The following is a 14153-nucleotide window of genomic DNA, read 5'->3' as shown; positions in this document are numbered from 1 at the left end:
CAAGTAGAGGTAACACCGATCGAAGAAGAAACAACAGAAGAAACAACAGAAGAAATGGAAGAGCCATCGAAACCGGAAGAACCAAAGGTGACAGAAGAACCAAATGTTCTTGAGAAACCAGAGGTAACAGAAAAACCGCAAGTAGAGGTAACACCGATTGAAGAAGAAACAACAGAAGAAACAACAGAAGAAATGGAAGAACCAGTAAAACCGGAAACGCCAAAGGTAACAGAAGAACCGAATGTTCTTGAGAAACCAGAGGTAACAGAAAAACCGGAGATCTTGGTAACACCAGAGGAAGAGCATTCAGAAGTACCGAACAAACCAGAAGTAGAAGAGAAACCGGAAGTACCAAGCAAACCAGAAGTAAAAGAGAAACCGGAAGTACCAAACAAACAAAATGTACAAAATAAATCTGAAGTACCATCTAGTAAAGAAAATAATAAGCAATCCAAATTACTTCCTCAAACAGGGGGAGCATCAACTGAATCTACTTCTATTATTGCAGGTATGTTTGCATTAATTTTGGGATCGAGATTGTTTAGACGTAAAAAAAATTAATGGTGAGAGTTAGTTCGGAAACAAAATGTATGTGAAAAAGCGGAGACTATGGGTCTCCGCTTTTTATTATTTTTGTACGCAACTAATTTGGATAAAACGTATTGCTTAAAGATTTTAATAACATGCTCTTCGTTTTAATTCATATTTTTTACAAACTCATGCTTTATTTTTTTGCGAAATCGGGTGATTAGCGTAATGATAATAATACCGAAGATAATTTTCCAAATGTGTTGTTCAAGTACTAGGAATATATTTTCTAAGTTTTCTCCTAGCCAGTAACCACCGATTAAGAAGAAGGATACCCAAAATAGGGCGCCTGAATAAATTGTCATCGCAAAGCGGCGAAACGGTAAGTTGATAATTCCTGCAAAGTATCCAGTGAAGTGGCGAGCGCCTGGAATGAAAAAAGCGATATAAAGATTAGAAAATATCCGTATTTATCAAACCACATTTTCGTTAAATTAATTTTCCGTTCTGTTAAAAATACATATTTCCCGTACTTTTGAATGAAAGGCATGCCGAGTTTATTTCCTAAAAAGTATTGGAATGTCATACCTACGCTTGTCCCAATAAAAGATAAAATAATTAAAATTGGTAAACTTAAATCACTTTGATGTGATAAAAATCCTGCATAGGCTAATGTCGGCTCTCCGGGAAACGGAAGAGCAATATATTCTAAGAGTAATCCGACAAGTACCACATAATACCCATATTGCTGAAATAATTCGTGAATCCATTCCATATTGTGCGCTCCTTTTTATATTGAAGTTGTTATACATCTTCGCACTAATCGAACTGAAACAATAGTAGTAGAAGAGTTTGGCTGGAGGATTTAAGCTAGTATGATTGATCATACTTAATATAGCTCTTTGCTAAGTAGCAAAGAGCTTCGAAGTGTAAATGTTGCTATTAGTTAAAGTCATAGCGGTATAAAAATATGTTGAAATCTTCTTCTTTTGGTCCGAAATTAACTGCTTTTTCTTGTATACGTTGGAAGTTTTGTTTGTCATAAAATCCATAGTTGCATTCATTATCTGTATATAAATATAAAGATGTAACATCTTCTTTTGTCATGTATTGGAATAAGTGATTTAATAAAGATTTCCCAACTCCAAGACCTCGAGATTCTTCGGATACGATGAATAATTGTATGCATCCTTGAAAATGATCTTCTTTTCCTTGAATTAGTTCTTTATATGTTTTTTGAACTTTTATAAATGCTTTTAAAAACCCTCTATTCTCTTTATTAGTCATGAATAGTTTCAGCGTGTTAAAGGCAAAGCTAACAGTATTATGGAATCTCTTTAAACGATTTTTATCTTTTTCGGAATCGCCTAAAATGACACCGATAATTTTATTATCTTTTTCAGCTACCTTACTAAAGGAACTTCCTAAAATGCAACTGTGTAGGTAGAAGTTTAATAGTGAATTTAAAAATTTTTTATCTGTAATGAATTCATTAAATCCAAATGCCTCACCAATTAAATGCTTTATAGGCTCATAGTCTTCCTTAACAAGACTTCTATATTTTACTGTGTTCATAATTGTATACTCCCTTTATCAATATAAATGACTTATTATAAATAGTAAGGTCTCCTCTAAGGGGAGAGTCAATGGTTGTGTGAGAAAAAATATGAGGGAAGAGATTCAAATGAAAAAAATATTTTCTATTGGAGAAGTTGCAAAAATAAAGGATATTACGATAAAAGCGTTAAGGTACTATCATAAGATGGGAATTCTTATTCCAAAACATATTGATGAATCAACAGGATATAGATATTATTCTATAGATCAATTCATTCACATTGATATTATAAAAAGCTGTAGAGAGTTGAACACGAGTATAGTAGAACTTCAAGAGATTTTTAAGGAATGTGATACGGATAAATTGCTGCAATTTTTACAATTAAAGAGGGCGGAAGCGGAAGAGCATATAAAGAAAATGAAAGAGGTAATTGAAACGATTGATGGGTTAAATGAGAAAGTAGGGAGTTCACAGGAAATATTAAAAAGTGATGAAGTGTGTATTCAGTTCTTTGAACAGCGTTATGTCATTGTAGCGCCTTGTAAAGAAGTGGGGAGTTTACAGGAGTTACTTTATTATTCTGATTTAGAGAAAACTATTCAAGATTATGAAGAGAAAATGGCAATGGAAATGGGTATTTTATACAATGTCAATGAAAAGTGGGATGTAGAACCGAAGTATGTTTTTAATAAGGTACAAGATCATGTACATATGGAAGAGATGCAAAATATAAAAATATTACCGGGCGGAAAATATGTAACATTAGCGTATAGTAAAGAAAATGAAGAGGAACGTCGAAATACTATGATTAAATATATAAAAGAAAACGATATAGAAGTAGAGAGTTTTATTGAAGTAGAGTTAGTTAATGATTTTTTTAATACAGAGTCTTATAGTTGTCAAATTCAAATTTTTATAGGGGATAGTGAGAATAAGAAGTTTTGATTCCATAAATTTAGGGATGGGACTGTCCGAAAGCTTAACTCTCATTATATCGACTTAACTACAAAATACGACGATGATAGCCTACCTATTAATAAAAAGAGGGCCGTCCCAAAGAAATTGGGACGGCCTCATTAGTAGTAAGGAACGTATTATTTACGTGAGAAACCTTCTTCATCAAGGTATTCCGCAGCTTCTGGATAAGAGTTGAATGTACCGTCTAAGTTTACGCCAGCGTAAACGTTCCACATGTCATCCTCTGAGATAAGAGTTAGGATATGACCGTCTTCATTACGCCATTCCTCTTCGGCTGCAGGTTCCAATGGTGCTACAATTTCCTCTTGCTCCTGTGATAGACGTTCAATTACTTTTTCAATTAATGAACGCAGTTCTTCTTCTGAAAACTCACGGATGTTAATCATGCCTTTATCATCTGTTTTATAACCTTTAATGAAGTTTGCATATACAAATCCGTTTCCATTTGGGTGTAAATGATATACAACGTTCTTTTTATCTAAACGACTTTCTTCAAAGTGAAAGTTTACGCGTTTTAATGATACGTTCTTTCTTTCTAGTTCCGGGAAAGATTCAATAATTGATAATTTTTCTTCAAAAGTTAGCATAGTGCCTCCAAGTGTATAGTAAAAGATTTAATTTGTTTATTATAGCATAGTCAAGTTTGTTTCCAAAGGTAGATTCGTCATATTGCTGTTTTTTAGTTTGACTTGGGAAGGCTATTTGTAAATGTAGACGTTTACTTCACGATACTGTAAAGAGTTTTTTATAAATACGCTAACGAATGATTTGTTTTAGATGTACAATGGAACGTGGACTTTATACAAAGGTGGTTATTTATATGTTTCAAAAAATAGCAAAGGAATGTTTAGCAGGGTTTACTGTTGCGATTGTTGCTTTGCCGCTAGCAATTGCATTTGGTATTGCCGCAACGGGAACGTCTGAGGGAGCGCTAGTCGGATTGTATGGTGCGATTTTTGCAGGTTTGTTTGCGGCGTTATTTGGCGGTACACCGGGGCAAGTAACGGGTCCTACTGGGCCGATTACAGTTATTGCAACAGGCGTTATTGCAACTCACGGATTAGAAGCAAGTTTTATTGCATTTATGATGGCAGGGTTATTTCAAATCTTATTTGGTGTATGTAAGCTCGGCTCTTACGTTCGTTACATTCCATATCCTGTTGTTTCAGGATTTATGAACGGAATTGCACTGATTATTATTTTAGGTGAAATGAAGCACGTACAAAATAGCTTTCTACTTGTGTTATTAACGATCATTGTAATGATTGTTTCTGGAAAATGGATTAAGGCCATTCCAGCAAGTTTAGTAGCATTAGTAGGTGTTACAGTAACGTTGCCGTTATTTTCTTCTATGCTACAAGGAATTACGGTAAACTTACCAGTTGTAGGAACTCTTTCTTTAAATAAGATGATTGAAAAGATTGGTGCAATTCCAGAGGCGATGCCATCTCTTCACGTACCGAATTTAGACGCAAATGGCATGTTAGCACTTGTATTACCAGCACTTAGTATTGCTTTACTAGGATCAATTGACTCATTATTAACGTCTGTCGTAATGGATAATGTGACGGGGACACGTCATAAAAGTAATAAAGAGTTAATCGGACAAGGTATTGGTAATATTGCGAGCGGTTTGTTCGGCGGATTAGCAGGAGCAGGAGCAACTGTTAGATCTATCGTCAATATAAGAAGCGGGGGGAAGACGGCACTTTCAGCTTGTATGCATAGCGTCATCTTATTCATTTTCATTATGGGACTCGGTTCAGTGGTACAATATATTCCGCTCGCTGTATTATCAGGTATTTTAATTTTAACCGGTATTGGAATGTTTGATTGGGAAAGTATGAAGAAGATGCATGTAGCACCAAGAGGCGATGTAGTTGTAATGCTCGTAACGATGTTTGTGACAGTGAAATTTGATTTAATGGTTGCTGTTGCGTTTGGCATTATTCTTTCTTTCATTATATACATGGTGAAGTGTAAAGAACGTAAAGCTTCTATTATAAAAGAAAAAGAAGCGACGTATACAATTCAGGGACCACTTTCATTTCTAACAGTAGATCGTATTTTTGCTTCTTTACAAGATGTGAAGTCACCAGTTAGTTTACGTATGAAAGATGTACGCTATATGGATGTATCAGGAGCTATGGCATTATTAAACTTTGTTGAGCAATCGGATAAATTAGGAGCGAGTGTGACACTTGAACATGTACAACCGCATGTTGAAAAAACGATAGTGATGATGGCGAATGATGAACAAAAAGATAAATTACAATTTTCAGGAACTAAATCTATGTAATAATAAGGACTTTCACACGGAATGCTTTGTAGAGTGTGAAAGTTTTTATTATTTTTACTGTGTTTGTTATATTTGGAATTCTTCATCAGACAAACTAGACATTTGTTTTTCTAAATTGTTAATTTCTTGAACAAGTTGTTCATACTTTTTTAGCTTTCTCTTTTGAGAATCTCCTAACAATTTCTTTACCGAATTCAGCATGTTACAAACACTGCTCTTACTGACAATAGCTACGTTATATAGCACATGTTTATCTTGAACAAGTAGAAGTAGTAAATTGAAGAAAAAACTGGATAAAAGAACATATATATGGCACATATTATATTTAAAACATAAAAAGAAAGAGAGTATTCAACATATAAGAAATTTGGTATGATAACTAAATGAGATAAGGTAATGATTCTCAAGATGAATGAATAATACTGATTTAATATTTTATGTAGATTATATATTGAAAGAAAAGAGATAGAAGATGAATAAAAAGTTTGTAAAAGGCGCTGCGATTTTAACCGTTACAACGTTTCTATCGAAAGTAGTGGGGAGTTTTTTTCAAATTCCATTGCAAAATATAGCGGGGGATGAAGTACTTGGGATTTTTCGCCTTGTTTTTCCTGTATATATGATAGCCTTAACTTTATCAGTAGCGGGAGTCCCGCTAGCAATATCTCAGTTAATAGCTGAGCTTCATGAAAAGAATGATCGGGACGGAATAGCTAAATTGTTTACGTCCGCGTCTATTATCGGTGTTATATTTGGGGTACTCGGATTTTTAATTATTATCATGGGATCAAGTGGCATTGCAAATATGCTTGGTGGGCAAGAGACGAGGCTAGCATTAATTGTTACTTCGTTTGCTTTATTAATCGCACCATATATGGCAGTGTACCGTGGATATTTCCAAGGGTTCGGAGATATGATACCTACTGGTGTATCACAAGTAATTGAACAGTTGATTCGCGTATTCTTAATGTTAACAATCGCTTATATATTTGTATATTCGAATAAAAGTAGTGATATCATAACGGGCGGAGCGATGATTGGTTCTTGTTTTGGCGTTATTACGTCACTCATATATTTGCGAGTAAAATATGTGAAAAGCCCGTATCGCTATAAGAGTAAAACATATTCATTGCAAGACTTTAAGAAAAACGGGAAAAACATACTCCGTATTTCAATTCCGATTGCAATTGGAGCGTTATCTATGCCGGTTTTAAATTTAGTTGATTCTGTAACAATTCCACATGTGCTACATGAATCTTCTACAACGATTCAGGAACAGTTTGGTATATATAGCCGTGGTTTTGCATTTACGCAATTAATTGTTGTATTTGCAAGTGCGATAGTATTTCCATTAATTCCATTATTAACAGCGGCTTTAACAAAAAAAGATATAGCTTTAGCTAAACTGACAGTAAAACGTACAAATGAGTTTGCGCACGTTTTAACAATGCCGATAACGATATGGCTTATGGCGCTCACAGTACCGCTTAATGTTGCATTATTTACAGATACAAAAGGAAGTGGTATGTTAGCTATTTTAATTGGTAGCTCGTATTTCACATCACTTATGGTATTATCAATAGGAATCTTGCAAGGGATTAATCGTTCGATGCGAGCAGCATGGATTGTCATCGGTGCAAGTTTTATAAAAATTATATTAAATATAGCGCTAGTAAATCAATTCGGTATAAATGGAGCAGCGTATAGTACTCTAATTATTTATATAATGATTTGTATCGCAAATCATATTTATATTAGAAAAGATCTTTCTTATCCAATGGATATAGGGAAGTTTTTGGCTGTGATTGGAGTATCTAGTATTTTAGGTATAGCATTATACTTTGTGTCTACATTAATTAATGTGACAGATTCCAGGGTTTTAGCAATGATATATAGTGCTGTAGCGCTAAGTGTAGCTTCAGTATTATATGGCATATGTGCACTTAAACTAAACTGGATATCGAAAGAACAAATTCCATTTTTACGTAAATAAAATCGTTTGTTATAGAAAATGAACAATATTATAAATGGGTATGACTTTTTAGATGTTTGCGAAAGAAATCAATTTGAAGTTATCAATCCTTCCTCGGCAAGGAATGGATAACAATTTGTTTAATTACAAAAAGAGTTGATTGTGAAATGTTGGAGGAGATTAAGAGTGCGGTTAGTTTTATCAGGATATTATGGTTTTTATAATGTTGGGGACGAAGCAATTTTGCAATCAATTATTAAAGCGCTACATGAAGAGGATCCTACTCTTGAGCTTGTTGTACTTTCAAATGACCCCGACTATACAAGGAAAATGTACGGTGTAGAAGCAGTAAATCGCTGGGATATAAGAGCGATTTACCGAGAAATAAAGAGAAGTAATGGTTTAATTAGCGGAGGCGGAAGTCTCTTGCAAGATAAGACGAGTATTAAAAGTATTTTATACTATACGGGTATTATGCGGCTTGCCCGTTTTTTGAAAAAGCCGTATTATATTTACGCTCAAGGAATCGGACCTATTACGAAGAAGCAAAATCGTTTATTAGTGAAATGGCATGTATCAAAGGCTGAATATATATCAGTACGTGATGAAGACTCTTTTTTGTATTTAAAAGAAATTGGTATTAAGAAAGATATCGAACTTGTTCCAGATCCGGTATTAGCTTGTCAGCAAGAAGAAAAGAAATCCAATTGGCTTCAAAAACATTCTCTGCAAGGAAAGGTCGTTGCGGTTAGTGTAAGGTACTGGGATGCAAAAGAAGATTATATGAAGAAGTTAGCAGGTACGCTGAAAAAGCTTAAGCAAGAGGGATACCATATTTTATTTGTACCGATGCATGGACCATTTGATCAAAATGCATCAAAGGATATCATTAATTTGATGGGAGAAGAAGCGCACATGCTCCCTTATAAAATGGATATTCATGAGAAAATCTCTATTTTATCAGAATGCTCCCTTTTAATAGGGATGAGACTGCATGCTCTTATATTATCGGCAGTTGCAAACACGCCTATGATTGGAATTTCATATGATCCAAAGATCGATTCGTTTTTACAACAAGTAAATCAGCCGATTATTGGGAATGTTGATGGAGACTGGACGACAGAAACATTACATAGTATGGCGATTAAACAATTAGAGCAAACAGAATATGTACAAGAAATGTTAGGACAAAGGGTAGAGGAATTGCGTGAGCAAATTGCCATAGCGTCCAAATATATTATTAATGACTTACATGCAAAAGAGTCTATAAAAAGAGGAATGGAATAGAGGTCATTCCTCTTTTAATTCAATAATTGAGTAGAAAAAAGAGCAGGGATTACCTGTTCTTTTTTTGCTATGTAAGTAAGGATTTGAAAGAGAAGCGTATGAAAGAAAAAATGTCGGCAAAAAATTAATCGCAGGTACAATGACAGCAGCAGGTAAAACATTCTCAGACGTTCAACTTGGTTCTTGGAGTGAAGAGTACATTAATTATTTAGTAGCAAAAAGGCTATCGAAGGTAAACCAGACGGAACATTCGCTCCATCTGAAGCAATTGACCGTGCTTCTGCACTTCCAAACTTCAATGCAGACATCTACAATACTTTAACTACTAAGCACACTGACAAAGGTACATTAGTATTCAAAGTATTAAGAGATAAAGACGTTGTAACAAGCGAAATCGGTTCACAAGCTGTACACGTGAACGTGCACCCAAATCTATAATACAAAGAAGCCTCTTGTACATGTACAAGAGGCTTCTTTTATTGTTTAAACTTAAACATCTCACCGCTCAAGTTCGAATCACTATACACAAACAATACCATGTTAATGTTGTTGTCTTTAATGTATTGATATATATCCTTTTCGTGATAGTGACGAAGGTCGAGGATGGATGTGTGATTGAAGCTTTGTGCTAAGTGAGGCACGATTGCGTTTGCGAATGAATCTTTTAGGACTAAAGCTCGTACATCATTTGGTGCATTGTTATTTTCGATGACGATTTCTGGATAGTCGTTTGTGTAATAACCGGCGTATGATGTTGTATCATTTTGTTTTTCTACGCCATATAGTTCATCCAATGTGCGATATACAGTGCCGTTCACATCTTTTGCGGTTACGCTTGTAAAGTTGAAACCGTCTTTTGGTGTGTAGTAGCATAGTTTTTCACCAGTCGCATCAATCAGTTGGTATAGCTGGTTGTTAAAGCTTCCGACTAGATGTTTATTTGGAGCGCACGTACGAGTGTAATCTTCTTTTTTTATTTCTTTTCCTTTATATATAGAAGATTGTTGCGCGATTGTGTTCATTATATATTGATAGCCCAAGAAGGCACCATCCATATTCCAGTGATGGTCTGTTTTGAAGTACATACTTTGTATTTCTTCATTTGTATAGTTTTTCTTAAAGTGTTCCATGAGTTTAATTGGTTTTACGTCCGCTGGAAGTTTATCTAGAAAATAATTTAAATTTTCCTGTGCATATGTGTGAATATGAGAAGGTAATTTAAATGATAATGCATTCGTTTTGGACGGTGGTAAGGCAAAGTAAAACTCGATATTTTGTTCTTTTAAAAACTGGGATAAGTCGTTTACAGCTGGCATGGATTGATCGATTTCATTATATTTTGTAGTCCATGCTGGATTTTTAAGAAGCCATTTATCATCAGTTAAAATAATATCGTTAATGAGAGACTTGTCCATTTTAATTTGAGCAAGTGTATAGTTTTTTATGAGATCATCTCTTCCGATTAATTGATCGTTTGTATATGTCTCAAAGTCTTTAAAGAAGCTACCATTTACGACAGCTTCTTTTGTAAGAGCTGGTTTTTGAGCGAGTGGACGATTTTCAACGGGCGAAACTGCTCGGTCAATTTTGAGAAGCGATAATATGCCAAATGAAAAGATAATGGTGAGAAAACCGGTAAATAGGACGATGTTCCCCAATTTTTTCATAATAACGTTTCCTTCCTACATAAAGTGAAACTTTAATCAGTGGAGGGTTTTGTTCATCCCCACTGATTATTAGCCTTAACCAATCGGGCTTTTACGGGAAGTCCGACCCCCACCTAACTTCTTTGCTTTCGCTGAATTTTGAGGTGGGGATCTCACTGCCCGGCAAATAGCGAGATAAGTTAAAACCTGAAATAAATAAATGGATTATATGTTGAATTAACTAAATACATAATCGAGAGCATAAATAATGTTAGTAATAATATAGGACGTACAACTTGCATCCCGAACGTATATGTTTTTGGTGCAAGTTCTAGTATGTTTTTAACTCTCTTTAAAATCGGTGTCGCTGCGATAAAGGCAATGATAAAAATAATAATGTATTCATGTACGTATAACATTGTATTATCATCGACGAAAGATTGTCCCCCTATGCCAAACATAGCTTTTAAATATTGGAACGAGTAAGCGAAGTTATCAGCTCGGAAGAAGACCCAACCAATCATAACGATGATTAGTACATATGCATGTTGCAGTGGCTTCCATAGCTTATTTAATATTTTCTCGAATCCAGCTTTTTCAATCGAGATAATAAAGCCGTAATATAATCCCCAGGCGATAAATGTCCAGCTTGCTCCGTGCCATAAACCAGTTAATCCCCATACGATGAAGAGGTTACGATAATTTGCTAGTTTGGAAACGCGGTTTCCTCCAAGCGGAATGTATATATAGTCGCGGAACCAAGAGCCTAGTGTAATGTGCCATCTTCTCCAAAATTCTGAAATAGATTTCGAGATGTACGGATAATTGAAGTTTTTCGGGAAATCAAATCCGAACATTTTTCCAAGTCCAATTGCCATATCAGAGTATCCTGAGAAATCGAAATAGATTTGAAGTGTATAGGCGATAATCCCGATCCAAGCTGTTCCAGCGCTTATCTCAGACGGCGGTAAGGCGAAGATTTTATCTGCGACAAACCCGACTTGGTTGGCGATTAATATTTTTTTCGCTAATCCTAGAATGAAAATTTGTAGACCTTCTGTAAATTTTTCAAAAGAATGGATACGCGTTTTAATTTGTTCAGCAACGATATTGTAACGAACGATTGGTCCGGCAATAAGCTGTGGGAAAATAGAAATATATAGTGCTAAGTTAAGTGGGTTCTTTTGAACATCCCCGTCTTTACGATATATATCGATGACATAGGACATCGCTTGGAATGTATAAAATGAAATCCCAATTGGTAGTGGAATAGGTTCCACTTGGATAGATAAATGTAAAGCGTTGTTTAAAATGTCTGTGAAAAATGAAATATATTTAAAATAAGAAAGTAATAAAATATTCCCGACCACAGCCATAATCAAAAATGTGACTTTCATATTTTTTCGTTTATCATAATGATGCACGAGTAGGCCGAAGCAATAGTTTAATACAATAGAAAAGAGCATTAAAAGAACGAAACGTGGTTCTCCCCATGCATAGAAAATTAAACTAAATGCAAGTAATACGAAATTACGAAGCTCGGCACGCACTATAAAATAGAAAAATAATACGAGAGGTAAAAAGATAAATAAGAAAATCGAACTACTAAATACCAAAGGACTCTCCTCACTTTTTTCAAAAATACATTTCGTGCAAAAAACCGACATTTCTATTATATATTCTTTTAAATAAAAGTGCCTTTAATATTTTAGCATGTTAATAATTCGATTAAAATAATTATTCTATGTAAATAGTTTCTAATTTAATACATAAGAAAGGTGGGCAATTAAGTGTTTTTTAAAATGGAAGAAAAGGTATTTGAGTGATTTATGGGAATTATTAATTTTGAGATAAGAGAAGTGACATAACTAAGGAGGAGAATAGGGAGTAAATTCGGATTGTATGGCAAATTTATCGTGGAAGAAAGTAATCGAGATATATTAGCAGACATTTTGTTAGAGGCGAAGGAATCAAGGCAGTCATTAGGGATACTTGTGAAGTGTATATTGTAAGTAATTCTAATGATGAGCCGAATGCTGTATATGTTTTTGAAGTATGGAGTAATGAAGAGGAACAACGAGCTTTTCTGTCTGCACAAAAATGTAATAAGCAGATAAAACCACTTATTACAGAAGCGGTAAGAATTAGTATCTTGAATATGAGAGGAGGTAAATTTAGCCATAGAAAAACTGCACCTCCAATTGTTAGATTGTGTGTCTAACAATTGGGGTGCAGTTCACATCCAAATAGATGCCGCTTCTGTTTTTATTCTATTTCTAAATCAACAATTAAGTAAGCGAGTATAACAACGAAGAAAATACTAACGGACGGCGCTGTTAATACATGGCCGGACATAAAGCCGATTCCAAGTGATAGTACAACGGTGCTAGCTAATAGCATATACTTCACGGTTATTATTTTCTTAAAGTTTGTTATGACGCGAATGAATAATTTAATACCGAAGTATAGAAGTGGTATTAAGTAAATAAGGAAACCGACGATTCCGAATGCAAAGAATAGATCGTGGAAGTCCATTTCGATTAATTTAATTTTAACCGTATAGTTACCAGCATAGCCCATTCCGAATAATTTTTGTGATAGCGGTGCTTCTTTATAGTATTGTTTGTATACTTTTAAAAACTTATCGCGATCACTGTAAATTAAACTTTTGACCTCAGAGTCTGTTAGCTCACCTTTTGCATGTTTTTTTGCTTCGTCTGGATCTTCTTTAATTACTTTTCCTTCTTTTCTATCCTTTTCTTCTTGTACTGATTTTTTGTATTCGTATATTTGCATGTGGATGCCCATATTTTTTGCAATAGGAGTATGCGGTGTAAGTGCAATTAAACCTCCTAAAACAACAGCGGCAACAACTGTATTTACGAGATATGTGAATCCTTTACCTTCTTTTTTGCGATGAATCATATATTCAATGAATGAGAATAAAAGTGCCACGCCAAGCGTTAGAACAATTGCACCATATCCTACTTTCGTTCCGACCATAATACTTGCATACATCGCAAGTATTGTTGGAATCCAGTAATAGATTTTCGAGAAAGAAGTTGTTTTATGAATCGAATATAACACTACGCTTGGGAACATAATTGCAAAAATAGAACTTAAATCATTTCCAGCAAAGAACCAACCTCTTGAACCAATTTTTGAGTGAGGGTAACTTGGGAAATCTGTACCAGTTTGCATTGCAACAATCAGTGTGATGCTGAAAATTAAAGTTGCATATAAGAAATATGTAATGATTTTATGAAACGTATATTCTTTATTTTTTAACTCTTTAAAGACGATAATATATCCAAACAGTAGCACAATTGGATATATGCTCTTTAAAATAAATTTCACTTCTTCGCCAAATGAAACTGGAGATTTGACCATCATATTATTTACAAGACCAATTGCTAGTACGATCCCGAGTAGGCATAAATAGAGAATGTACTTTTTCGCCCCGTGTTGTTTTCTATGAAGAAGTAGATAACCTAATGCAAGAAGCATAAAGGCGAAACGGACTACGATTCCAACTGTTGCGCTCATGTGTAACACATAGATTGAAAAAGATGTTAATAAATCTAAAATTGGTTGAAACACAATGAATAGCAATAGGAAATGTGGGAAGTAGTTAGCCGTTTGTTTCAACTTAGTAACCATATGTTCCTCCATTTCTTCATTCCTTTATTTCAACACCCGAGAGATGGGTATAAAAGCCTTTTTTTGGCATAGTAAGGTGAATGAATTTCAATGTTTGTTTTTTGCATCGAACTTAAGAATACACCATTTCATTGCAATGGTAAATAGATGAAAAGCAATGATAAACCGACTTTAATTTCTATATTTTTTAACGAAATTGTATGTTTTATACGGATATATATACAA

Annotated in this window: 11 protein-coding genes and 2 pseudogenes; 6 read left to right on the top strand and 7 right to left on the bottom strand. The window is 34.5% G+C overall.

What is annotated here, in order from left to right:
- Positions 1-561, top strand: a 561-nt coding sequence (locus CDB3_RS19790; RefSeq protein WP_256869887.1) for an LPXTG cell wall anchor domain-containing protein, incomplete at its 5' end; no start/stop codon positions are given.
- Between the two features lie 134 nt (positions 562-695).
- Here the strand turns inward: CDB3_RS19790 and CDB3_RS19785 are convergent.
- Positions 696-1303 (bottom strand): annotated as a pseudogene (locus CDB3_RS19785) (DedA family protein).
- 167 nt (positions 1304-1470) lie between these two features.
- Complete coding sequence (locus tag CDB3_RS19780) at positions 1471-2103, bottom strand: GNAT family N-acetyltransferase (protein ID WP_128855678.1); 633 nt, start codon at positions 2101-2103, stop codon at positions 1471-1473.
- Positions 2104-2182: 79 nt separating this feature from the next.
- On the opposite strand from CDB3_RS19780, the gene CDB3_RS19775 reads away from it, so the two are divergent.
- Positions 2183-3031 carry a MerR family transcriptional regulator gene (locus CDB3_RS19775; RefSeq protein ID WP_128855677.1) on the top strand — a complete coding sequence of 283 codons (849 nt, stop codon included), beginning with the start codon at positions 2183-2185 and terminating at the stop codon, positions 3029-3031.
- A gap of 149 nt (positions 3032-3180) precedes the next feature.
- Here CDB3_RS19775 and CDB3_RS19770 read toward each other — a convergent pair whose 3' ends face one another.
- Positions 3181-3651 (bottom strand): hypothetical protein, encoded by a 471-nt coding sequence (locus CDB3_RS19770; RefSeq protein WP_002116553.1) that lies wholly within the window; start codon positions 3649-3651, stop codon positions 3181-3183.
- Between the two features lie 233 nt (positions 3652-3884).
- On the opposite strand from CDB3_RS19770, the gene CDB3_RS19765 reads away from it, so the two are divergent.
- The gene (locus CDB3_RS19765) at positions 3885-5363 is read left to right on the top strand and encodes a SulP family inorganic anion transporter (RefSeq protein ID WP_128855676.1); all 1479 of its coding nucleotides are present in this window, start codon (positions 3885-3887) and stop codon (positions 5361-5363) included.
- A 66-nt stretch (positions 5364-5429) separates the two neighbouring features.
- Here CDB3_RS19765 and CDB3_RS32480 read toward each other — a convergent pair whose 3' ends face one another.
- A complete protein-coding gene (locus CDB3_RS32480; RefSeq protein WP_256869888.1) occupies positions 5430-5564 on the bottom strand; it encodes a hypothetical protein in 135 nt (44 codons plus the stop codon).
- Positions 5565-5835: 271 nt separating this feature from the next.
- On the opposite strand from CDB3_RS32480, the gene CDB3_RS19760 reads away from it, so the two are divergent.
- The 3 genes and pseudogenes from CDB3_RS19760 to CDB3_RS31760 all read left to right on the top strand — a co-directional run.
- Positions 5836-7356 (top strand): putative polysaccharide biosynthesis protein, encoded by a 1521-nt coding sequence (locus CDB3_RS19760; protein ID WP_128855675.1) that lies wholly within the window; start codon positions 5836-5838, stop codon positions 7354-7356.
- A gap of 165 nt (positions 7357-7521) precedes the next feature.
- Positions 7522-8622 (top strand): polysaccharide pyruvyl transferase CsaB, encoded by a 1101-nt coding sequence (gene csaB / locus CDB3_RS19755; protein ID WP_128855674.1) that lies wholly within the window; start codon positions 7522-7524, stop codon positions 8620-8622.
- A 139-nt stretch (positions 8623-8761) separates the two neighbouring features.
- Positions 8762-8907, top strand: a pseudogene (locus tag CDB3_RS31760) (S-layer homology domain-containing protein); the annotation flags it as partial.
- A gap of 191 nt (positions 8908-9098) precedes the next feature.
- On the opposite strand, the gene patB1 reads toward CDB3_RS31760, so the two are convergent.
- The 3 genes from patB1 to CDB3_RS19730 form a co-directional block, all read right to left on the bottom strand.
- Positions 9099-10289: a secondary cell wall polysaccharide O-acetyltransferase PatB1 gene (patB1, locus tag CDB3_RS19745; protein ID WP_128855673.1), complete on the bottom strand. Its 1191-nt coding sequence runs from the start codon at positions 10287-10289 to the stop codon at positions 9099-9101.
- A gap of 179 nt (positions 10290-10468) precedes the next feature.
- Positions 10469-11884 (bottom strand): MBOAT family O-acyltransferase, encoded by a 1416-nt coding sequence (locus tag CDB3_RS19740; RefSeq protein WP_128855672.1) that lies wholly within the window; start codon positions 11882-11884, stop codon positions 10469-10471.
- 649 nt (positions 11885-12533) lie between these two features.
- Entirely contained in the window at positions 12534-13928 is a 1395-nt protein-coding gene (locus tag CDB3_RS19730) for an O-antigen ligase family protein (protein ID WP_097829820.1), read from the bottom strand.
- Positions 13929-14153 lie beyond the last annotated feature (225 nt).

The sequence above is a fragment of the Bacillus sp. CDB3 genome, assembly GCF_002081505.1.
Taxonomy (GTDB): domain Bacteria; phylum Bacillota; class Bacilli; order Bacillales; family Bacillaceae_G; genus Bacillus_A; species Bacillus_A cereus_AT.
The sequence above is the reverse complement of the archived record's forward strand: the minus strand, read 5'-3'. Positions and strand labels throughout refer to the sequence as shown.